This is a genomic window from Pseudomonadales bacterium, assembly GCA_024234165.1.
In the GTDB taxonomy this organism is placed as follows: Bacteria; Pseudomonadota; Gammaproteobacteria; order Pseudomonadales; family UBA5518; genus UBA5518.
In genome coordinates this window covers 719942-743131 of the sequence record JACKOP010000002.1, presented here as the reverse complement: position 1 = coordinate 743131, position 23190 = coordinate 719942, and the positions used below count along the sequence as shown (strand labels likewise).

At 65.6% G+C, this 23190-nt stretch carries 12 protein-coding genes and 1 pseudogene; all 13 read left to right on the top strand.

Going from position 1 to position 23190, the window contains the following annotated elements:
- Positions 1-297: 297 nt before the first annotated feature.
- The 13 genes and pseudogenes from H7A12_08990 to H7A12_08930 all read left to right on the top strand — a co-directional run bounded on the left by H7A12_08990 (position 298) and on the right by H7A12_08930 (position 23029).
- A complete protein-coding gene (locus H7A12_08990) occupies positions 298-996 on the top strand; it encodes a hypothetical protein (GenBank protein ID MCP5320942.1) in 699 nt (232 codons plus the stop codon).
- Between the two features lie 75 nt (positions 997-1071).
- Positions 1072-1635 carry a DUF1788 domain-containing protein gene (locus tag H7A12_08985; protein ID MCP5320941.1) on the top strand — a complete coding sequence of 188 codons (564 nt, stop codon included), beginning with the start codon at positions 1072-1074 and terminating at the stop codon, positions 1633-1635.
- Positions 1632-5078 carry a BREX system P-loop protein BrxC gene (gene brxC / locus H7A12_08980; protein MCP5320940.1) on the top strand — a complete coding sequence of 1149 codons (3447 nt, stop codon included), beginning with the start codon at positions 1632-1634 and terminating at the stop codon, positions 5076-5078. The genes H7A12_08985 and brxC overlap by 4 nt, the downstream gene beginning before the upstream one ends.
- 16 nt (positions 5079-5094) lie before the next feature.
- A complete protein-coding gene (locus tag H7A12_08975) occupies positions 5095-6312 on the top strand; it encodes an AAA family ATPase (GenBank protein MCP5320939.1) in 1218 nt (405 codons plus the stop codon).
- Positions 6309-6929: a DUF4276 family protein gene (locus tag H7A12_08970; protein ID MCP5320938.1), complete on the top strand. Its 621-nt coding sequence runs from the start codon at positions 6309-6311 to the stop codon at positions 6927-6929. The genes H7A12_08975 and H7A12_08970 overlap by 4 nt, the downstream gene beginning before the upstream one ends.
- Position 6930: 1 nt before the next feature.
- The gene (locus H7A12_08965; protein ID MCP5320937.1) at positions 6931-10419 is read left to right on the top strand and encodes an N-6 DNA methylase; all 3489 of its coding nucleotides are present in this window, start codon (positions 6931-6933) and stop codon (positions 10417-10419) included.
- Positions 10409-11668: a putative DNA binding domain-containing protein gene (locus H7A12_08960; GenBank protein ID MCP5320936.1), complete on the top strand. Its 1260-nt coding sequence runs from the start codon at positions 10409-10411 to the stop codon at positions 11666-11668. The genes H7A12_08965 and H7A12_08960 overlap by 11 nt, the downstream gene beginning before the upstream one ends.
- A gap of 13 nt (positions 11669-11681) precedes the next feature.
- A complete protein-coding gene (locus tag H7A12_08955) occupies positions 11682-12884 on the top strand; it encodes a putative DNA binding domain-containing protein (GenBank protein MCP5320935.1) in 1203 nt (400 codons plus the stop codon).
- Positions 12881-13858: a ParA family protein gene (locus H7A12_08950; GenBank protein ID MCP5320934.1), complete on the top strand. Its 978-nt coding sequence runs from the start codon at positions 12881-12883 to the stop codon at positions 13856-13858. The genes H7A12_08955 and H7A12_08950 overlap by 4 nt, the downstream gene beginning before the upstream one ends.
- Complete coding sequence (pglZ, locus tag H7A12_08945; GenBank protein MCP5320933.1) at positions 13855-16197, top strand: BREX-1 system phosphatase PglZ type B; 2343 nt, start codon at positions 13855-13857, stop codon at positions 16195-16197. The genes H7A12_08950 and pglZ overlap by 4 nt, the downstream gene beginning before the upstream one ends.
- 2 nt (positions 16198-16199) lie before the next feature.
- Positions 16200-18243: pseudogene (gene brxL / locus H7A12_08940) on the top strand (BREX system Lon protease-like protein BrxL).
- 11 nt (positions 18244-18254) lie between these two features.
- Entirely contained in the window at positions 18255-19514 is a 1260-nt protein-coding gene (locus H7A12_08935; GenBank protein MCP5320932.1) for a DNA repair exonuclease, read from the top strand.
- On the top strand, positions 19511-23029 hold the full coding sequence (locus H7A12_08930) for an AAA family ATPase (GenBank protein MCP5320931.1): 3519 nt from the start codon (positions 19511-19513) through the stop codon (positions 23027-23029). The genes H7A12_08935 and H7A12_08930 overlap by 4 nt, the downstream gene beginning before the upstream one ends.
- The last annotated feature ends 161 nt before the right edge of the window (positions 23030-23190 follow it).

The following is a 23190-nucleotide window of genomic DNA, read 5'->3' as shown; positions in this document are numbered from 1 at the left end:
CTGTCACAAAAGAGGGCGGCGCGATCGGCGGTACAACAAGCGGGTGTGCCGCAGCAATGGAGATATCGAACAGCTGCCTTAAGGCGCCGGCAAGTTTGCCGGCGGATCACGAAGTTGTTGTGCTTTCGGTTCGATCGTGCCACAGTACGTCCGCCGGCAAGTTTGCCGGCAGAAATTCGAGCCTCTACCACTATGGCTTCAACCTCCCCTCTGTTCCCGTCCGCGGGGATCTCGGATCGCGCCGCGAAGGTGGGCTTTCGGTTCGGCGCCAAGGGTACGCACACGAGCCGAACGATGATGTTCGGCGAACTCACTGCGGTACTTGCGGCGACGCCGGAAACGGCATCGCGCGAGGACTACGCGGCGGCGATCGTCGAGGGCAACTGCCTCGGCAAGGCGACCACCGCGACCCGGAGGCTCAGCAACCAGCGCCTCGGCGAGCTCTACGGCTTGGATCCGGGGATTCCGCTCTTTCGGGTGCTCCGGCGCCTTTGGTCTGTCGACACACCTGGCCGCCCGCTGCTGGCGCTGCAATGCGCACTCGCGCGCGATCCTTTGCTTGCCGCGACTGTGTCGCCGGTCCTGGCGCTGGTCGCTGGAAGCGACGTGCAGCGCGACGCGATCAGGGCGGCCCTGAAGGACGCTGTCGATGAGCGCCTCAGCGAAGCGACCTTGGACAAGGTCATCCGCAACGTCGCCAGTTCGTGGGAACAGGCTGGGCACCTCGTCGGCCGAACCTTCAAGAAGCGTGCGCTGGTGCGGGCCACGCCGGGGAGCGTCGCCTTCGGCCTGTATCTCGGTCACGCCGTCGGCTTTCGCGGCGCCTCACTCTTCGCAACCGGTTGGGTGTCGCTGCTCGACTGCACGCCCGTCGCGGCCCGCGATCTCGCCATCGAAGCCAAGCGCATCGGGCTCATCGATCTGCGCATCGCGGGCGACGTTGTCGATCTGGCTCTCGATCGACTGGACCCTTCAGAAGGACGGAGCTCGAGATGAAGCCCCCAAGCTCACTGCGTTCGCTTCCCCCCGAGGGGGCTGTCAGTACCTTCGGAACGGCCGGGCGGTACTGACATGGCCCGCATCGAAGACCTGGCAGATCGTTTTGGTCGCCACATCGCGACGCCCTGGCAGCGAACCGTCTCGGGCGCTCAGCGTGTGGTCATGCTCGTATACGACAAGGAATTGGAGCGGACGCTGCGGGCACGAAAGGTGGCGTTCGAGACGGCGACACGACAGGCCGGACACGATTGGCACGAGCTGGATATTTCCGAGGCGTTCGCCGCGTGGATGGCAGCCGACGACTACCGCGAGGAGTACTTCGCCGCGCCCGAGGACCTCCAGCTCAAGCTGCAGGCCGAGTTCCCCGAGTACGTCGCCGAACGGCTTCGCGCCGTCCTCAACGGCCCCGAGATCACCGACGACTCCGTCGTTGCGCTGTTCGGCGTTGGCACGCTGTTCGGCTTCGCTCGGCTGTCGCACATCCTGAAGATGGTCGAGTCCGACATCAAGGGCCGCCTCGTGGTGTTCTTTCCCGGGCATCTCGAGCGCAGCAACTACCGCCTGCTCGATGCGCGCGACGGCTGGAACTACATGGCCGTGCCCATCACCCTGCACGGGGATGGAGGAGTGCAATGAAGATCAAGGACGTCCTGCAGCGGGATCCGGATGCCTTCCCCCTGGTCAACCAGGGGCAGGCGCGGATCGTCGACAGCCACAACGCAAAGGCGCTCGAAGAGCTGCGCGGCGAGCTCTCGACGTTCGTGTGCGAAGGCCAGTACGCCGACGGTGTGCAGAGGATCATCCGCTCGTACCTCGACAGTCTGGGCAAGACCAACCAGAAGGCCGCATGGGTCAGCGGCTTCTTCGGCAGCGGCAAGTCGCACTTGCTGAAGATGCTGTGCCACCTGTGGCAGGACACCGCCTTTCCAGACGGGGCGACCGCCAGAGCCATCGTCCCCGCCATGCCGGACGAGTTGCGCGAACTCCTGCGCGAGCTAGACACCGCAGGCCGGCGCGCCGGCGGCTTGCTCGCGGCGGCGGGCTCGCTGCCCAGCGGAACCACCGACCAGGTCAGGCTCACGATCCTGGGCATCCTGCTGCGCTCAGTGGGTCTGCCGGAGCAGTACCCTCAGGCGCGCTTCTGCCTGTGGCTGCATTCGCAGGGCTGGTTCAACAAAGCGAAGGCTTCGGTCGAGGCCGCCGGCAAGGCATTCGACCGGGAACTGAACAACCTGTACGTCAGCGGCCCGATCGCGAAGGCGCTGCTGGCCTGCGATCCGGGCTATGCATCGAGCGAGGCCGAAGCGCGACAAACGCTGCGCGCAAGCTACCCGCCGATGGCGCGCGACATCACGACCGAAGAGTTCCTCTCCACCGTCAAAGAGGCACTCAAGCTCCACGGCCGCGACGGTCGCACGCCCTGCGTCCTGCTCATCCTCGACGAGGTGCAGCAGTACATCGGCGAATCCAACGATCGCTCGGTGCTCGTGACCGAGGTCGCCGAGGCCGTGTGCAAGCAGCTCGACAGCCAGGTGATGATCGTGGGCGCGGGGCAGAGCGCGCTGACGGACGTGCCCCTGCTGCAGAAGCTGATGGATCGCTTCACGATCCGCGTGCCGCTGTCGGACGCCGAAGTCGAGCAGGTGACGCGCAAGGTCCTGCTGCACAAGAAGCCCGCGTCGGTGGGCGAGGTCCGCAAGCTGCTCGACGCCAACGCCGGCGAGATCTCGCGGCAGTTGCAGGGCACGCGCATCGGTGAGGTCGTCGAAGACCGCGCCGTCATCGCCCTGGATTACCCGCTGCTGCCGGTGCGCCGGCGGTTCTGGGAGAACTGCTTCCGGCAGATCGACGCCGCTGGCACGCACAGCCAGTTGCGCTCCCAACTTCGCATCATCTACGACGCGATCAAGAAGATCTCCGGCCGTCCCCTCGGGGCCGTGGTTCCCGGCGACGAGCTGTTCGAGGCGCTCGCGCCCGAGATGGTCAACACCGGCGTGCTGCTGCGCGAGATCAACGAACGCATCATCCAGGTCGGCAAGTCCGACGGCGCACTGGCGCAGCGTGTCTGCGGACTCGTCTTCCTGATCGGCAAGCTCACCCGCGAAAGCGGGGCCGACATCGGCGTGCGCGCCAAGAGGGAGCACCTGGCCGACCTGCTGGTTGAAGACCTGACGGCCGACAACGGCAAGCTGCGCTCCGATGTCGGAGCCGTTCTCGAGAAGCTGGCCAAGGACGGCGTTCTCATGCAGGTGGGCGACGAGTACCGGCTGCAGACGCGCGAGGGGAGCGAATGGGATCGCGAGTTTCGCAACCGCCAGACGAAGCTCAACAACGACGACGCAGCGGTTCAGTTCCAGCGCGACCAGCTCCTCTATTCCGAGACCGACAAGATCGTTCGTGCCGTCAAGCTGATCCAGGGCGCCGCCAAGGAGCCGCGCCAGTTTTTGATCTCGCGCGATGCCACGCCGCCGGGCACCGACGGCGCCAGCATCCCGGTGTGGATTCAGGATGGCTGGGCGGCCGCCGAGAAGCGGATGGTCGATGCCGCGCGCAGCGCCGGCGCGACGAGCCCCATCCTCTACGTCTTCATTCCGCGTCAGTCGGCCGAAGACCTGCGCCGCCTGATCGTCGAGGCGGAAGCCGCACAACAGACCCTCGCCGCCAAAGGCATCCCCACGGGGGACGAGGGGCGCGAGGCGCGCCAGAGCATGGACAGCCGCTACGCGAAGGCGGCGGGCGAGCGCGACCGCCTGGTGCGCGAGATCGTGGCCAACGCAAAGGTCTTCCAGGGCGGCGGCAGCGAGCTGATCCGCCTGACGCTCGATGAGCGCATCCGCGATGGCGCCGCGGACTCGCTGGTCCGTCTGTTCCCGCGCTTCAAGGACGCGGACTCCGGCGCGTGGGAAGCGGCGATCAAGCGGGCACGCGACGGCGCGGATCAGCCCTTCCAGAGCGTCGGCCATGCCGATGCGACGGACAAGCATCCGGTCTGCCTGCAGGTGATCTCGGCGATCGGTGCCGGCAAGATCGGCGGAGAAATCCGCAAGGCCTTGCGCGCATCGCCCTATGGCTGGCCGCAGGACGCGATCGACGCGGCACTGATCGCACTGCACCGGTCGCAGCACATCACGGCCACCTCTAACGGTGCTGCGGTCACCCTGGGGCAGCTCGATCAGAACAAGATTGCCAAGGCCGAGTTCCGTGTCGAGCACGCGACGCTGTCGGTCCAGGACCGGCTGCTGCTGCGAAAGCTGCTGACGCAGCTCGTTCCATGCAAGAGCGGCGAAGAGGGTGCCAAGGCACCCGAGTTCCTGACCGCGCTGGTGAACCTCGCGCGAGCTGCCGGTGGCGACGCGCCGCTGCCGTTGCAACCGGCTGTGACGGATATCGAGGACATGCAGCGCCTGGTGGGCAACGAGCAACTCGTTGCGATCAAGGACAGGGCCGCCGACCTCGAATCGCGCATCAAGACCTGGACGGCGGCGCGCGACCTGGCCGCCAAGCGCCTGCCTTCGTGGGCGGTGGTCGAGCATCTCGCGCGCCATGCCGGCGATCTGCCGGGCATGCAATCGCATCTGGACCAGATCGAGGCGATCCGCACGCACCGCTTGCTGCTGGAGCCGACGGATTCCGTCGCGCCGATCCGGGTGGCCATTGCCGGCCTGCTGCGTGAGGCCGTGAACGGCGCGCATGCCGATCACACCGCCGCGTACGACCAGGCGCTCGCCGCGCTGGCGGGCAACGAGAACTGGACCAGGCTCGACCCGACGCAGCAGGCCGGCATCCTCGCTGCCGTCGGCCTCACGGTACCCGTGAAGCCCGACGTGTCCAGCGACGATGTGCTTGGCCGGCACCTCGATGGTCGCCCATTGAAGGTCGCCTTGGCCGAACGGGACGCGATTGCGGGGCGGGTCCAGCAGGCCATCGAACGTGCCGCCAAGCTGCTGGAGCCGAGGGTGCGAGCGGTGGCCATTGAGCGCGTCACCCTCAGGACGCCGGACGATGTAGATGGGTGGCTCATACGGCAGAAGGGCAAGCTGCTCGCTGCCATTGCCGATGGGCCAGTGCTCATTCAATGAAGACGGGAGGGCCGCGATGAATCCACTGAGCTTCAAGAGCATCGGCCTGTCGGGGCTGCTTTCCTTCGCCCCGGACAGCGCACCCATCGAGCTGCGCAATCTCAATGTCCTGATCGGCCCGAACGGCTCGGGCAAGTCCAATCTGATCGAAGCTTTCGAATTACTGCATGCCACGCCGACGGCGTTCGCCAACGCGATCCGCGATGGAGGCGGCGCCGAGGAATGGCTCTGGAAGGGCAAGGACGGCAAGGGCGATGCGGCGATCGAAGTCACGCTGGCGCCCAGCCCGACGAACGTGCGAGACCTTCGCTACCGGCTCGCATTTCGCGCCGTGAATCATCGTCTCGAGATCGTGGACGAGGTCTTGGAAGAGGCCTCGAGACGGGTACCCAATGCGAAAGACGTGTTTTTCTACTATCGGTTTCAAGGTGGTCAGCCCGCGATCAACACCCGTAAACAACCCCTCAGGGTCGAGCAGCCGCGGGCCTCGGACTATGTGGCCAGACGGATCGAACGCCAGATGCTGCGGCCTGACGAATCGGTGCTGTCGCAACGCAAGGAACCCGATCTCTACCCGGAAGTGGCGTGGCTCGGGGGCCAGTTCGAGCGTATCCAGACTTTTCGCGAATGGAGCTTCGGGCGCTATGCGGAGCTGAGAAAGCCTCAGTCGGCCGCATTGCCCGGCGACGTGCTGCTGCCGAGCTGCGCCAATCTCGGGATGGTGCTCAACGAACTCGACCACCGCGGCCACGCGCCGGAATTCAACCGTTGCCTGAAGCGCTTTTTCCCGCGGTTCGAGCGGATGAGCACCCGGGTGATCGGGGGAACCGTCCAGTTCTACCTGCATGAATCCGGTTTCGCTTCACCGATACCGGCCACTCGCCTCTCGGACGGTACGATCCGTTTCCTGGCGCTGCTCGCGACCCTGCTCAATCCGGCGCCGCCGCCGCTGGTGTGTATCGAAGAACCCGAGCTCGGCCTCCACCCCGACGCGCTGGCCCTGATCGCCGAGCTGCTCGTGGCGGCATCGGAACGCATCCAGCTCATCGTGACGACCCACTCTGATGTCCTGGTGTCCGCGCTGACCGAGCACGCCGAATCGGTGCTCGTCTGCGAGCGCATTGCCGGCGCCAGTCAGTTGCGGCGGATCGAGTCGGCGAGGGTTCAGGACTGGCTCGACCGATACCGCCTCGGCGACCTGTGGCGCATCGGCGAGCTCGGGGGTAACCCGTGAAGGAGGTCGTCATCTACCTCGAGGGGGGCGGCGACATTCGGGAGACGCAGGCCCAGCTGCGCCAGGGCATGGATGCGTTCCTGCGGTCGCTCAGGCAGTTCGCGGACTCCAGGGGCTGGCGCTGGCGACTGGTCGCCCTTGGCGGCCGCGAGCAGGCGTTTCGGCGCTGGAATCGTGCAGTGGCGAACGACACAGAGGTGCTTCACATCCTGCTCGTGGATTCGGAAGAAGAGGTGACGTGCCCGCCTTGCGAGCACCTGCGCCGTCGCGAAGGAGACGGTTGGACGATCAAGACGGCGCTCGAGCCCCAGGTGCATCTGATGGCTCAATGCATGGAAGCCTGGCTGGTCGCGGATCCGGATGCCATGGCCGGTTACTACGGCAAGAACTTCGAGTCCAATCGCCTTTCGAGGCGGAAGAACCTTGAAGAGGAACCGAAGCAGTCGATCTACGAGGCGCTCGGGCGCGCGACGCAGAAGACCTCGAAAGGCGCCTACGGGAAGATCAATCATGCTTCGGCCCTGCTCGCGCGGGTCGATCCAGGCAAGGCGCGCGAGCGTTGCCCGCACTGCGAGCGGCTGTTCGCGACGCTCGAAGGCCGATTCGGGGGGCCCTGATATGCCAACCCTCTCCCGTGAGCTTCGCCGCTCACTCGAAAACACCGTGCGAGCGGCCCGCCGCACCGCCGAAGCTGGCGCGCGCAAGATCATCGAGCAGCTTGCCGTGCACCACCACGAGCCTTGGCCGAGCATGACGCCGGCGCAGCGCGAGTTGCGCAATCGGCTGCGCGCGCACGGTCGGCAGCTCGGCGACCGGCGCGACGATCGGCGCGGCGTGCAGGGCATCGATCGGCTCGCAACCGAATGCGCCTACGAGCATTGGCATCGGATGCTCTTCGCCCGCTATCTGGCGGAGTGCGAACTTCTCATCGAGCCGCAGTCCGGCGTGGCGATCTCGCTGGCGGAGTGCGAAGAGCTGGCCCGCGCTTCAGCGCGCGACTGGCTCGAGCTCGCCGCCGACTACGCGCAACGCATGCTGCCGCAGATCTTTCGCTCCGGCGATCCGGTTCTCGAAGTGGCGCTTCCACCGGAGACGCGTTCGGCACTCGAAGACCTGATGAAGGCGCTGCCGCGTGACGTGTTCATCGCAGACGACAGCCTCGGGTGGGTGTACCAGTACTGGCAGGCGGACCGCAAGGAAGAGGTCAACCGGTCGGAGAAGAAGATCGGGGCCGACGAGCTGCCGGCGGTGACGCAGTTGTTCACCGAGGACTACATGGTGCTCTTCCTGCTGCACAACACGCTGGGCGCGTGGTGGGCAGGAAAGGTGCTCGCGGCAAGCCCGCATCTAGCCGAATCGGCATCGAACGAGGACGAGCTGCGCGCGGCCTGCGCGGTCGGCGATGCCGCGTGGACCTACTTGCGCTTCGTGCGTGAGGAAGGAAATCCGTGGCGTCCCGCTGCGGGGACGTTCGATGGGTGGCCCAAGGCGGCCAAGCACATCACGCTGCTCGACCCTTGCATGGGCAGCGGGCATTTCCTGGTGTTCGCACTACCAATGCTCGCCGCGATGCGGGCCGCCGAAGAGCGGCTCTCGGCAGAGGCCGCCATCGAGGCCGTGCTGCGCGACAACCTGTTCGGGCTCGAGATCGACCCGCGCTGCACGCAGATCGCGGCCTTCAACCTTGCGCTGGCCGCCTGGCGGAGGATCGGCTACCGGCAACTTCCAACATTGCACCTGGCCTGCTCGGGGCTGTCGCTCGGCGTATCCAAAGGCGAGTGGCTCAAGCTCGCGGAGCGGGCCGCGCAGGCATTGCCGGTGCCGCCGAAGACCGATCTGCTGGGCACCGAGGACAACCTGTTCTCGGACGCGATGAATCGGGGGTTCGAGCGGCTGTACGACCTCTTCGCGCGCGCGCCTTGGCTCGGCAGCCTGATCGACCCGCGCGCAGCCGGTGGCGATCTGGTCGAGCACGGCTTCGACGATCTGGAACCACTGCTCGTGCAGGTGATGGGGAAAGCACAGACGGCGGAGCTTGCGGAGATGGCGGTTGCGGCGCAGGGGCTGGCGAAGGCGGCGCAGATTCTTGCCGGCCGCTTCACGCTCGTGGCGACCAACGTGCCATATCTCGGTCGCGGCAAGCAGGACAAGGTGCTCAAGGAATACTGCGAAGGGCATCACCCGGATTCCAAGGCCGATCTCGCCACCTGCTTCGTCGAGCGCTGCCTGGACTTCTGCGCCGAAGGTGGCAGCACGTCGCTCGTCACGCCGCAGAACTGGCTGTTCCTCGGCACCTACAAGAAGCTGCGCCAGCGGCTGCTCGCAGAGGCGCAGTGGGATGTGGTGGCGCGGCTGGGGCCGCGCGCCTTCGAGACCATAAGCGGCGAAGTGGTGAACGTCGCCTTGCTCGCGCTGTCGCGCCGCCGGGCGGAGGACGGGCATTGCTTCGGTGGGTGGGACGCCAGTGGGGGGGTGGCGCCGGAGCAAAAGGACGCCACGTTGCTCGGCGACGCTGCGCGCGTTGTGACCCAAGCCGAGCAGGTCGGTAATCCCGATGCACGAATCACCTTTGATGCACCGTCGGCATTGCCTTTGCTGGGTACTTGTGCGGGCGCGTACCAAGGGCTTACCTCAGGGGACAACCCGAAGTTCATGCAGATGTTCTGGGAGCAGCAGGTTCTCGGCAAGGCGTGGGAACCAACTCAGAGCGCGAGTAATGACGGACCATGGTCTAGCGGCAGAGAGCTGATTCTGCGTTGGGAACAGGGCGATGGCGCGCTCACCCAGGTACTGGGTAATGGAGTGAAGGGGCGTCCAATCTGGGGCCGCTTAGGGGTCGCGGTCGGGCAAATGCGGACCTTGCCCCCAGCGCCGTATCTCGGCACACCGTACGACATGACATGTGCCGTAATGGTCCCAAATGACGCGGCCGATCTACCCGCACTCTGGTCGTACTGTTCTTCGTCGCAGTTCCTCGAAGACGTTCGCCGGGTCGATCAAAAGCTAAACGTCACCAACGCCACGTTGGTCAAGGTTCCGTTCGATCTCGCACATTGGCAGCAAGTCGCCATTGAGAAGTACCCGGAGGGTCTCCCAAAGCCGCACTCGGAAGATCCAACGCAGTGGCTGTTCGACGGGGTGCCAAGCGGCTGCGAAGCACCGCTGCAGGTGGCTGTCGCGCGCCTCGCCGGCTACCGCTGGCCGCGCCAGACGGGCTCCAGCTTCCTCGACTGCCCGGCGCTCGGCCCTGACGGGCTGGATAAGCACGCCGACCACGATGGCATCGTGGCACTTAATCCTGTCAAGGGCGAGCAGCCGGCCGCCGCCCGCCTGCTGGCGCTGCTGGCAGATGCATTCGGCAGCGAGTGGTCCGCCGCCAAACTCGACGGTCTGCTTGCGCAGGTCGGCTTCGCCGGCAAGACGCTAGACGACTGGCTGCGCGACGGCTTCTTCACGCAGCACTGCGATCTGTTCCATCAGCGCCCCTTCGTCTGGCACATCTGGGATGGTCGCCGCGACGGCTTCCATGCGCTGGTGAACTACCACCGCCTGGCCGCGCCGAACGGCGAAGGGCGGCGCACGCTGGAGAAGCTGCTGTACTCGTATCTCGGCGACTGGATCGACCGGCAGCGCGCCGACCAGAAGGCCGGTGTCGAAGGGGCGGACGCGCGCGTCGCCGCGGCGGAGCATCTGAAGATCGAGTTGACGAACATCCTCGCCGGCGAGCCGCCCTACGATCTCTTCGTCCGCTGGAAGCCGCTTGCCGAGCAGCCGATCGGCTGGGAGCCGGACATCAACGATGGTGTGCGGATCAACATCCGCCCGTTCATGACTGCGAAGCCCCTCGGTGCGCGCGCCAAGGGCGCCTGCATCCTGCGAACGACGCCCAAGATCAAGTGGGACAAAGACCGTGGCAAGGAGCCGCAGCGTCCGCGCGACGACTTCCCGTGGTTCTGGGGTTGGGATCCGGACAACAAGGATGACCAGCGGGACTTCGGCGGCCGCGGCAAGGAACCGGACGGCAACCGCTGGAATGACCTGCACTACACGCGGGCCATCAAGCAAGCCGCGAGGGCGCGCGCTCGAGGAGAACCGCATGTTCGATGACGTGAATGAGTTGTTGGCCAAGATTCGCCTCGGCGAGGACTCGCGCCTGGAGTTGAAGGAACTGCGCATCACGGGCAAGCGCGTGACGGCGCCGCACCGCGACGCGTTGGCCGACGAGCTGGCGGCCTTCGCCAACGGCAAGGGCGGGGTGTGCGTGCTCGGCGTCGACGACGCAACGCGAAGCGTCGTCGGCATTGCGGTGCAGCAACTCGATGCCGTGGAGGAGTTCGTCCGCGCCATCTGCAACGATTCGATCGAGCCGCCGCTCACGGCCGACATCGAGCGACTGATGTTGCCATCGGCCGACGGGTCGCCGGTCGCGGTGCTCAAGATCGACATCCCGCGCAGCCTGTTCGTCCACCAGAGTCCCGGGGGCTATCTGCGGCGGCTGGGCAGTTCGAAGCGCACGCTGCGCCCCGAGCTGCTCGCGCGACTGTTCCAGGAGCGCAGTCAGACGGGCCTGATCCGCTTCGACGAGCAGATCGTCGCCGGGGCTGCGCTCGCGGAGCTGGACACGGCGTTGTGGCGGCGGTTTCGCAGTGCCCGGTCTCGCGATCGCAAGGAGGTCTTGCTCGCGAAGCTCGGCCTCGCCCGGCGCGACGACGACGGCGTCACGAAGCCTACCGTCGCCGGTGTGCTGATTGCCACGCGCACGCCGCGGCGCTGGTTGCCCAACGCGTTCATCCAGGCGGTGGCCTACCGCGGCAAGAGCGTGGTGCCCGAAGGTGGGCGCGACCTGTACCAGATCGATGCCAAGGACATCGAGGGCCCCGTGGACGAGCAGATCGTCGAAGCGTGCCGCTTCGTCTTCCGCAACATGAAGGTCGCGGCGAGCAAGTCGGTGGGCCGCCGCGACCGGCCGCAATACGACATGACCGCGGTGTTCGAGGCTCTGGTCAATGCCGTCGCGCACCGGGACTACTCGATCCACGGCTCGAAGATCCGCCTGCGCATGTTCCAGGACCGGCTCGAGCTGTACTCGCCCGGTGCCTTGCCCAACACGCTGGACATCGGCAGCCTGCCTTATCGCCAGGCGGCACGCAACGAGACGCTGGCCAGCCTGCTCGCGCGCTGCCCCGTGCCGCAGGACGCGCCGTTCGCGACGGATCGCGTGACCCTGATGGACAAGCGCGGCGAAGGGGTACGAATCATCCTGGAGAACAGCAACAGGCTCGCTGGCAAGACGCCCGAGTACCGGTTGCTCGACGAGTCCGAACTGCTGCTGACGATCTACGCGGCGCAACCATGAAAGGTGCCGGACGATGAAATCCCACGCCGATGCCGAGCTCGAGGCGATGCTGGCGGACCTGGAGTCGGACTGCGTCGAGCGCAAGCAGTCGTTCAGGGGCGACGCGCCTACAACCGTGCGCGAGGCCGTCTGCGCGTTCGCCAACGATCTCCCCGGCCACGAAACACCCGGCGTGGTGTTCATCGGCGCGCGAGACGACGGCGACCCCGTCGAGGGGTTCGACGTGTCCGACGAATTGCTGCGCCAGCTCGCCGACATCAAGACCGACGGAAACATCGTCCCCCCGCCGACCCTGCTCGTCGAAAAGCGCCATCTGCGCGGCCACGACCTGGCGGTGGTGACGGTCTGGCCGTGCAACTCGCCGCCGGTACGCTTCAAGCAGCGCATCCACGTTCGGTGGGGACCGCGCCGCGGGCTGGCGAGCGCGCAGGACGAACGCATCCTCAACGAACGACGGCGTCACCGGGACCGCCCGTTCGACGTGCAGCCCGTGGCGGACGCCACGCTGGACGAACTGGACCGGTTGCGCTTCGAGCAGGAGTACCTGCCCGCGGTGGTCGCGCGGGACGTGCTGGCCGCCAACGAGCGTAGCTACGAGCAAAGGCTGGCGGCAACCAAGCTCGTGCTGAGCGATGCCGAACCGCGACCTACCGTGCTCGGTCTGCTGGTGGTCGGCAAGTCGCCGGCCGACTGGCTCCCCGGCGCGTACACGCAGTTCCTGCGGCTCGCCGGCAACGACCTCACGGCGCCGGTGGCGGACGAGGATGCGATTCACGGCACCGTGGCCGACCAGATTCGTCGGCTGGAAGAGAAACTCGAGGTCCACAACCTGCGCGGCGTTCGCTTCGCCGATACCGCGCAGGAGTCGCGCAACGAGGCGTACCCGATGGACGCGCTGCGCCAGCTCGTGCGCAACGCCTGCATGCACCGCAGCTACGAGGCGACGAACGCTCCGGTGCGCGTGTATTGGTTCGACGACCGCATCGAGATCCACAACCCGGGCGGGCCTTTCGGCAGCGTGACGCCGGAGAACTTCGGGCAGCCGGGTGTCACGGACTATCGAAACCCGAATCTTGCCGAGGCACTGCGCGCGCTGGGCTACGTGCAGCGCTTCGGCGCCGGCATCGCGATCGCCCGCAAGGCCTTGGGGGGGCGGCTGCGCTTCGAGGTGCAACCGGGCTTCGTGGCCGCGATCGTTGCAGGGGAGCAACCGTGATCAGCATCGCCTTCTTCAACAACAAGGGCGGGGTAGGCAAGACCTCGCTCGTCTATCACACGGCGTGGATGTTCGCCGAGCTCGGCCACCGCGTGCTGGCGGTAGACCTGGACCCGCAGTCCAACCTATCCATCATGGCGCTGGACGAGGAACGGCTGGAAGCGCTGTGGCCCGACGACGATCACCCGCAGACGTTGCACGGCGCGGTAGCGCCGCTGTTCGGAGGAACGGGCGACATCCGCCCAGCGCACATCGAGGCCATGGCCGGCAAGCTCGGGCTGCTGGTAGGCGATCTGGCGCTGTCGCGCATCGAGGACGATCTGTCGACCGAGTGGCCGCGCTGCCTCGAAGGGCGTGAGCGCGCCTTTCGCGTGACCACGGCTTTCTGGCGCGTGATCCGCGAGGCGGCGCAGCGGCACGCGGCCGATCTGGTGCTGATCGACGTGGGGCCGAACCTGGGCGCGATCAACCGCGCGGCGCTCGTCGCGTCCAGCCATGTGGTGGTGCCGGTTGCCCCTGACCTGTTTTCCCTGCAAGGCCTGAAGAACCTGGGTCCGACCCTGCGCCAATGGCGGCAGACCTGGCAGCAGGCACTGCCCAAGGCGTCTGCCGCGCTGGGTGAAATGCCGCAAGGTCAGATGGCACCGGTCGGCTACGTGTTGATGCAGCACGCGGAGCGCCTGGGCCGACCGACCAAGGCCTACGCGAAGTGGCAGGCTCGGCTGCCGGGAGCCTATCGGGAAAGCGTTCTGGACGAGCAAGGAACGGTCACGACACCGGACGCCAACCAGATCCAGCGCATCAAGCACTACCGCAGCCTCATGCCGATGGCGATGGAAGCTCGCAAACCCATGTTCGACCTGACTTCAGCCGATGGTGCAATCGGTGCGCATCAGGCCAACGTTCAACGCTGCCACGACGACTTCGAAGCGCTGTGCCGCGAAATCGCGCGCCGTGTGGGCTGCGCACCATGAAGACCGCAGGCGGTGACGCGCAGACCTTGCTCGATGCGCTCATCGCGTCGCTTGCTGCAGCCACGCGCTCGCCCGAAGGTGTAGCGGAACCGGTGGCGCTCTTGTGGACGGATGCCGATGGGCAGTGGCGCCCTCTGGTGCCAGCCCTGCAGAAAGCGTGTTCCCGCTTCTGCGTGCTCGGCGCCTACGACGCCGCGCGCCGCACGGGGCCGGCCATCTGGCTCAAGTGCGTCGTCGACCGGAGCCTGCCCGACTTGGCGCCACCACCCGGCACCGTGCCCATCCTGTACATGCCTGGAGTCAGCCGACAGGAACTGCGCGCGGGCGGAGACTGCCCCGATTCTCTGCACCCATTGATCGAGCTTCAGTACCGCGGCGCGGTCTGGCATCAGAAGAACGGCCGGGATTGGACGGTGGAGGCGTTCATGACCTCCGAGGCGGCGTTAGGTCTCGACATGTCGCTGGACATGCGAACCCGCGAGGCGCTGATGCGCGCGTTGCCGGTGCTGGCCACTGAGCCGATCGCACCGCTCAGAGGGCGCCGACTCGATGCGGACGACTTCGACCGCCTTTCGGTGGGGGATCCTGTCCGCGATCTGCTGGGCTGGATGTCGGAGTCTGGAGCGTTCCAGGCGCGTTGCGACACGGCGCGGTGGGGGGCGTTCAGGAACATCTGCACTCGCGAGTTCGGGTTCGACCCCGACAAGGATGGCCCGGCGCGGGCGGGCGACCTGCTGCTCAACGGCAATGGCAAATGGGAGGACGTCTGGCGCAGGTTCCGTGAGGCGCCACGGGCTTACCCGGGCGTCACTGAGCTGCTTCGCCACGCCAGGCCGCGTGATCTGCTCGTCGACCGGGCGCGCCAGCCGCAGGTGAACGACGAGCAGGAGGCTCAGCTCCGATATGCGTTGGAGGCGGCGGTGGCCATGCCGCACGAGAAGCTGTGCGCCCGGGTTCTCGAGCTGGAGGCAGAGAACCGCGATCGGCGATCCTGGGTTTGGGCGGACCTTGGCTACAGCATGATGGCGCACGCGCTGGAACCGCTGGCAAGGCTCGCAACCATGGCGCGCTATGCGCTGGGCGGCGTGTCGCTGGCAGCGATGGCAGCTGACTATGCCACCGAGGGCTGGCGCTGTGATCGAGCGGCGCTCGATGCAATGAACCACGCGAAGTCGCCTTCAGACAACGCACTGGTCGCCAAGGTGGTGCGCTCGCTCTACGCGCCGTGGCTGGACAAGTCCGCCCGCAGGTTCCAGGAGCTTGCCGCTCAGAACGAGGCCGAATACCGCCGGCTGGTCTTGGGTGTAGAGGCAGAGGCCGAGGCCTGCCTGGTGTTCGCCGACGGGCTGCGATTCGATGTCGCCGGCATGCTCCAGGAGCGGTTGGAGCAACGGGGACTGAGAGTGAAGCTCGGGCATCGCCTCGCGCCGTTGCCCACGGTCACTGCCACCGCCAAGCCGATCGCCTCGCCGGCTCATGCGGCGTGTGAAGGCGCCGCATTGGCCGAGGATTTCAACCCGGTCCTTGCGACCAGCAAGCAACCGGTGAGCGCCTCGCGCCTGCGCGACGAGATGGCACGTCTTGGTGTCGAGATACTGGATGCTGACGAGACGACGCTTGCTGCCAACGCCGAAAAGGGGGGGTGGACAGAGATCGGGCGTCTGGACGAGATGGGTCATTCGCTGGGGGCATCGCTTGTACGGCACATCGATGTCGAGATCGAGGCAATTGCCGATCGCGTCTCGGCGTTGCTCGGCACGGGGTGGACGCGCGTTCGCGTGGTGACTGATCACGGCTGGCTGCTCGTGCCGGGCGGCATGCCCAAAGTGGAGCTGCCGGCTCACCTGGTCGCCACCAAGTGGGCGAGGTGTGCCTCCGTGCGAGGCGAGTCGAGCCCGGACGTGCCCACGTTTGGGTGGTTCTGGAACGCCCACGCACGCATCGCATCGCCGCCGGGCATCGGCTCGTTCATCGTCAACACCGAATACGCGCATGGCGGAGTCAGCCCGCAGGAGTGCGTCGTGCCCGACATGCTGGTGGAGCAAGGCGAAGTCGCGTTGAAGGCGCAGATCACCGAGGTCAGCTGGCGGGGCATGCGTTGCCGGGTCGTCGTTGACACGAACGCCGCGGGACTGCGCGTCGAGCTTCGACGCAATTGGAAGCAGGCCGATCCCGAAGGGCAGCGCATCGCCACGGCAAAGGATCTGGGCAGCAACGGTCAAGCGAGCCTGGCCGTCGAGCGTGACGACTACGAGGGAACGGCGGCGATGGCCGTCGTCCTCGATGCAACGGGACGGGTGCTCGACTATCGGCCCACGACGATTGGAGAAGGGCAATGAGCATGGAATTGGATGCGCTGGACAGGCTCGCGGCGTCGGCCTTCGACGGTTACCTGGTTCGCAAAGACCTCGTACGCAAGTACTCGCGCCAGTACCCGGTGCCGACCTACGTCGTCGAGTTCCTCCTGGGCCGCTACTGCGCAAGCGTCGACGAGAACGAGATCAACGAAGGTCTGCAGATCGTCGAGAAGCAGCTGAAGGATCGCACGGTGCGCACCGGCGAGGAGGAACTGTTCAAGGCGCGAGCCAAGGAAACAGGGTCGGTCAAGCTGATCGACATCGTTCGCGCCCGGCTCGACGCGAAGAACGACTGCTACCTGGCTGAGCTGCCCAGCCTTGCGCTGCGCGATGTCCGCATCGAAGACCAAACGGTCCGCGACAACGAGCGCATGCTGACCGACGGTTTCTACGCGGAAGTGACGCTGAGCTACGACGGGGTAATCGCCCAGCAGACGGGAGGGCGGCCGTTCAAGGTGGACGCTCTGCGGCCAATCCAGATGTCGAAGGCGGATGTGCTGGATGTGCTCATGAAGGCGCGGCAGACCTTCTCCGTCGCGGAATGGATCGACTTCCTGCTGCGCTCGATCGGGCTGGAAGCGTCGGCGTTATCCGATCGCGCCAAGAAGGTCGTCCTCCTGCGGATGGTGCCTTTCGTCGAGCGGAACTACAACATGGTCGAGCTTGCCCCCGCGGAACCGGCAAGAGCCACCTGTTCCAGCAGATCTCGCCGTACTCGCACCTGATTTCCGGCGGCAAGGCGACGGTGGCGAAGATGTTCGTCAATAACTCGACGGGGCAAAGAGGCTGGTCTGCCAGTACGACGTGGTCTGCTTCGACGAGGTGTCGGGCATCTCGTTCGATCAGAAGGACGGCGTCAACATCATGAAGGGCTACATGGCGTCCGGCCAGTTCAGCCGTGGCAAGGAGAACATCCGTGCCGACGGCAGCCCGGTCATGGTCGGCAACCGACGTGGACGTCGAGCAGCAGCAGCGGGTGGGACATCTGCTGAGCCCGCTGCCGCCGGAGATGCGCAACGACACGGCCTTCATGGACCGTCTGCACGCTTATGTGCCCGGATGGGACTTCCTGAAGCTGAATCCCACTGGAGCACGTGACCGACCATTTCGGCCTCGTCAGCGATTTCCTCGCGAATGCTGGGACCGGCTGCGCGCTGCAAACCGTGTGTCCGTCATGCAAAGCCGGGTGCATCTCGGCGGCGCGCTGAGTGGGCGTGACATCGAGGCCGTGAACAAGACCGTCAGCGGCTTGGCTGGCTCCTGTTCCCGGACCCCGCGATGCCAGTCTCGGACGAGGACCTCGAGTGGATGGTGCGCCTGGCGCTGGAGTCCTGCAGGAGGGTCAAGGAGCAGCAGCGGCGGGTGTTCAAGAGCGAGTTCCGCAACACCCACTTCAGCTACATCCTCGGTCCGGAGGGCGCCGAGCAGTTCGTTTCCACGCCTGAGCAGCACAGCGACGAGGCGATCGAGTCCGACCCGCTGCCGCCTGGACAGGTCTGGGGTGCAAACCCGGGATCAGGGGAGACGGGCGCAGGCCTCTACAGGATCGAAGTCACCTGCGGACGCGGCAGCGGCGTCAAGATCCTCAACCAGCCCACGCCGCCCGCCTTTCGCGAAAGCGTCAAGGTCGGCGAGCAGAACCTCTACACGCGCTCGAAGGAGCTTGTCGGCGACCGCAATCCGCGCGAAGAGGAGTTCTCGGTCCAGATGCGCGCGATGGATTCGGACAAGGCAGGGGCAGGCCTGGGCCTGCCCGTTCTGGTGGCCTTGTGCGGCTCGCTGCTCAACAAGAACACGCGAGGCGGAACGGTGGTCGTCGGGGCGCTGAACCTCGGCGGATCGGTCGAACTGATCCCCAACGCGGCGCGGATCGTCGAGCTCGCGATCGACAAGCAGGCGCAGACGATCCTGATGCCGGTCGCGGCGCGCCGTCAGTTGAACGATTTGCCCGACGAACTGTGGACGAAGATCAGCATCGAGTTCTACAAGGACTCGGCTGACGCTGTGTTCAAGGCGCTGGTGGAGTGACGGCGCGGATCATGCGATTTCTTCATTGCGCTGACATCCATCTTGATAGTCCGCTGCGCGGATTGGAGCGCTATGAGGGCGCGCCGGTTGAGCAGGTCCGAGGCGCGACCCGAAGAGCCTTCGAGAACATGGTTCAGTGTGCGCTCCGGGAGAAGGTGGACTTCGTGGTCATTGCCGGTGACCTCTATGACGGCGATTGGCCGGACTTCAATACAGGGCTCTTCTTCGCGAAGGGGATGGCGCAGCTCGGCGAATCAGGCATCGCTGTCTATGTGGTTCGAGGAAATCACGACGCCGCGAGCAAGCTGACGCGATCTCTTCCACTTCCGAAGAATGTCCACTTGTTCCCCGACAAGGCCCCCAAGACGCTGACCGACGACAACCTCGGGCTCGCGGTCCACGGGCAGAGCTTTGCGACGGCTGCGGTCCTCGATGACCTCGCCGCCGACTACCCACGCGCTGTCCCGGGCTACTTCAATCTCGGGGCATTGCATACGTCGCTGACCGGGAGGCCCGGACACGACAACTACGCGCCAACCACGGGGCTGATTCTCAAATCCAAGGGCTACGACTACTGGGCACTGGGTCATGTCCACGCGCGGGAGATCGTCTCTCGCGATCCCTGGGTCGTGTATCCGGGCAATCTGCAAGGGCGGCATATCAGGGAGCAGGGGGCAAAGGGCTGCGAACTGGTCACCGTTGAGAACGGCAGCATCACCACGGAGTCGGTCGCGCTCGATGTGTTGCGCTGGAGCGAGATCGCTATCGACGTGGGCGGGCTGCCGGACCTCGATGCGCTGCTTGATCGCGCAGCAGTCGACGTGAGGACTGAGCTTTCCAAAGCCGACGGACGGATCGTCGGAGTGCGCCTGCGGTTGCACGGCACGGGCGCTGTGCACCGCGAGGTGTCCGCCCGGCCAGAGGTGATTGCCGAACAGTTTCGAGCCGTCGCGTTGGACGCATCGGGCGGCAACGCCTGGGTGGAGAAGGTCGATCTCCGTGTTCGTCCCCCGTTCGAGATCGATCGATTCGCCGCTGGCGATGATCCGGTTGCCCTTCTCGTCAGGGAGATCAAGGCGTTGGCACAAGATCAGGGAACACTGACTTCGTTTGCGAACGATGCCCTGAGAGAGCTGAAGCAGAAGCTTCCTGCCGAGCTGAGCCAGGACGAGGAGCTGCGACTCGATGCACCGGACGTCCTCAGAGAGCTTCTGCGTGACGCCGAAGGTGAGCTGCTGGCGCGCCTCGCCGGTCAAAAGGGCGCCCAGTGAAGTTTGCGCGCCTGTACCTGAAGGCGTTCGGCCCGTTCAGGGACCGCGTCATCGAACTGCCCACGGGTACCGGCAACGACCTTCATGTGATCTTCGGGCCTAACGAGGCTGGCAAGTCCACGATCCTCCGCGCGGTCACCGGCTTCCTGTTCGGCATTCCGGAGCGGACGGGCGATGCTTTTCTCCACGACTACAACGCCCTGCGGGTGGGCGCCACGCTGCTGCTTCCGGACGGAAGTCGATCATCGGCAATGCGTCGGAAGGCGCGCAAGGTGACGCTCTTTGCCGTTGACGAAACTACGGGTGCCGAGATTACGGAGCGGCCACTGCCGGAAAGCGCTGCGTCCAACTTGGTTGGCGGGCTCGACCTGAGCCTCTACCAGAACCTGTTTGGCTTGGACCTCAACGGCCTGGTCGCTGGAAGCGAGGAATTGCTGCGCGGCGAGGGAGAGGTGGGACGCAGCTTGTTTCAGGCGGCTGCCGGCCTCGCAAGCCTGCGTACCGTCATCGCGGACCTGGACGAGGAAGCAGCAGCCATATTCAAGGCTCGTGGTTCCACCGGGCGCCTGAACCGCGCGCTGAGCGAGTTCGACGAGCAAAGGCGAGTTCTCAAGGACGCGACGGTCCGCACCTACGTCTGGGAGACGGCGGAGCGCGAGCACCGGCAGGCCGAACTGAAGCACCAACAGCTACGTGAGGCGCTCAAGGACAAGCGGTCGGAGCAACAACGTCTACAGCGCATCCGCGCGAACCTGCCATTGCTTGCTGAACGCGCGGCCAAGCAAGAGGAGGCGAAGAGTCTTGCGCACATTCCGCTGCTCCCATCCGAGGCGCCCCAGCTGCGCGCGGCCGCGCAGGAGCGTCTTCGCAGTGCGGAAGACGCCAAGCAGGCGGCCGAGGCCCGATTGGCGCAACTCAAGGCCGCCGCGGTGGGCCTGATCGTCCGTGAGGGCGTCCTGGAGCATGCGAGCGCCATCGAGCAGGTGTTTCATGCGATCGATGGATATCGCGCGGCGCGCGACTCCCTACCGCGTCTGGTTCGCCAACGTACAGACTTGTCGGAAACGATCCGGAAGTTGCTCGCGGAAGTCGGATTGCAATGCGACGTAGCTCAGGCTTCCGGGCTGTTGCCGCCGGAAACGCTGGTCGCTCGCGTGCAGTTCCTCATCGATGAGCATGGGCGCCTTACAGATCGTGATGAGCAGCTTGACGTACAGATTCGCAACAAGGAAGCGGCGATCGAGCGCTTGAAGGATCGTCTCGCCTCCCTGCCGGAGTCCGCACGGGTAGACGAGCTGGAGACGTCCCTGGCGAGCGTTGCGAACGTGGCTGATCTCGAAGCGCGCCGGCGGAAGCTCGACCAGGATATCGCCGACCAGGAGGGGCGGCTACAGCGCGAAGCGGCGTCGTTGTGGCCAGGTCCGCTGGTGGAACTCGTGGTGCTCACGGTTCCGTTGGCTGAAGTGGCAAGCGCATTTGAGAACGAGTTCGCGGCCCTTGCGCAAGAGGAACGCCTGGTTGCGGAGAAGGAGGTGACGCTCACCCGCGATCTCGACGATCGCCGCCGTGAACTCAATGTACTGGCCGCCACGGGTGAGGTGGTCACGCAAGCGGAGGTTGTCGCATCGCGAGTCGAGCGCGATCGCAAGTGGACCGACTTGCGCCGCGCCCATCTCGATGGAGATTCCCAGTCAGCCTCGAAGGAAGCCGGCAATCTGCCACCGCAGGCCCTTGCGTCTGCGTTCGAGGCGGCGATCAGGGAAGCCGACCGTCTGGCCGACCTGCTCCGCGCGGATACCGAGCGAGCGACGACCCTGGAGGCGACGCGACAGCGTATTGCGGACATGCAGGCTGAGATGCAGCGAAATGAGGATCAGCGGGAGCGCCTTGCTGGCAAGCGGCGTGACCTGCAGCATCGATGGGAAGCCCTAGTTGCGCCTCTTCGTCGGTCCGACCTCCCGCCGGCCGCCCTTCGGGAATGGTTGTCTCGTCACCAGCGACTGGTCGAGCGACACGGGGATCTCGAGAGTCTGCGAGCTGAGCGCGGAGCGGTCGATACCGATATCACCCGAGCCCGCAACCTTCTGGATACGGCGCTGCTGGCAGGTGGACTGGCTGTCTCGACTCCCGACGAATCCGCCGCCGGTGCGTTTGCGCGCGCTCAACAGGCAGTCAATGCAGCCCGAAAAGCACGAGCAGATCGCGATTCGGTTACCGAGCAGATTCAAGCGGGGACGGCCGAGTTTCGGGATCTCCAGAGGCAACGACAACAGACGGCATTAAGGCTCGCCGAATGGAAGCTGAAGTGGGGTGTGGCGGCAGAGGGCCTTCGCCTGACGAAGGAAGCGGTTCCCGCTGAAGCCAAGACGCGGCTGGATCAGTTCTCCCGGTTGTCCGCTGCGTTGACGGAGTTGAGCGATCTTCTTGCGGACTCCAGTGAGCATGAGTCCGTTGTGACAGGCTTTGAGGCCAAGGTTTCCGATATCGCCCGCGCCGTCGCCGAAGCGGCGCAAGGGCAGGGCCCGGACAACGTCGCCGAGCGACTGTATGAGGCGCTGGCCGATACGCGCGGTGCACATTCGAGGCGGCAGCAGGTTGTCAACGACATTGAACGCGAAACCCGGACAGCCTCGGAGGCGGACGTCGCCGCTACGCAAGCGCGGAACGCGCTGAACGAGCTTGTTCAGCAAGCAGGTTGCCAGACGACGGAACAGCTGCCCGAGATTGAAGGGATGGCAGCCAGAAAGCAAAGCCTGCAACAACGACTACACGAGATCGACGAGCAGCTGGTGCAGCAGAACGCCCGGCCAGTCGACGCCGTGCTACAGGAGGCAGGTCAACTGACGCTTGATAGCGTCGCCCGACAGATCGCGGATACTGGAACCGAGATCGAAGACTTGGAGCGCCAAGTCGAAGCCGCGCAAGAGGCTTTGTTCAGCGCGAAGCAACGCTTTGACGCAATCGATGGAGGAACAGCTGCCGCGGAAGCGCAGCAGGCGACGCAGTCGATTGCAGCGCGCATCGCCAAGGAGGCACGCACCTATGCTCGCGCACGACTGGCCAGTGCCATGCTTAACCGGGTTGTGCAGCTCTACCGCGAGCAGCACCAAGGCCCACTGTTGGCGCGTGCGGCCGAGGTATTCGCCCGCATCACCTTGGGCAGCTTTTCGGGCCTCACGGTCGATTACGAGGACGATCGCCAGGTGCTACTTGGTATACGTCCAGGTGCGGCACGCGTTCCCGTCACCGGGATGAGCCAGGGGACGCGAGACCAGCTATTTCTATCGCTGAGGCTTGCCGCGATCGAACAGCACATTGAGGGGTGGGGTCCGTTCCCAGTCATTGTTGATGATCTCCTGGTGCAGTTCGACGACGATCGTGCTGTGGCAACCCTTGAGGTGCTCAGTGAGCTGAGCGCCAAGACGCAGGTGCTGTTCTTCACGCACCACAAGCATCTGCTCGAGCTCGCGGAGGCATCGAAGCTTGCAGCGGCAATCACTGTGCAGCGCCTGTGACCGGACTTGCATCGACGCGGCGATTCCTGGAGCGATGCGCCAGGGGACCGGGTCGGCATTTGGAACCCATGGGGCGATGTGAAGGCCATGGCACTGTGTGCTGGCGAAGGAATCGGGGAGCAAACAGGCCGTTGAAATACCGCTGCTAAACGCGAGTTCTA

Coding starts and splice junctions, on each gene's coding strand:
- H7A12_08965 (MCP5320937.1), top strand. CDS start 6,931: ATGCCAACCCTCTCCCGTGAGCTTCGCCGCTCACTCGAAAACACCGTG.
- H7A12_08960 (MCP5320936.1), top strand. CDS start 10,409: ATGTTCGATGACGTGAATGAGTTGTTGGCCAAGATTCGCCTCGGCGAG.
- H7A12_08935 (MCP5320932.1), top strand. CDS start 18,255: ATGCGATTTCTTCATTGCGCTGACATCCATCTTGATAGTCCGCTGCGC.
- H7A12_08985 (MCP5320941.1), top strand. CDS start 1,072: ATGGCCCGCATCGAAGACCTGGCAGATCGTTTTGGTCGCCACATCGCG.
- H7A12_08975 (MCP5320939.1), top strand. CDS start 5,095: ATGAATCCACTGAGCTTCAAGAGCATCGGCCTGTCGGGGCTGCTTTCC.
- pglZ (MCP5320933.1), top strand. CDS start 13,855: ATGAAGACCGCAGGCGGTGACGCGCAGACCTTGCTCGATGCGCTCATC.
- H7A12_08990 (MCP5320942.1), top strand. CDS start 298: ATGTTCGGCGAACTCACTGCGGTACTTGCGGCGACGCCGGAAACGGCA.
- H7A12_08955 (MCP5320935.1), top strand. CDS start 11,682: ATGAAATCCCACGCCGATGCCGAGCTCGAGGCGATGCTGGCGGACCTG.
- brxC (MCP5320940.1), top strand. CDS start 1,632: ATGAAGATCAAGGACGTCCTGCAGCGGGATCCGGATGCCTTCCCCCTG.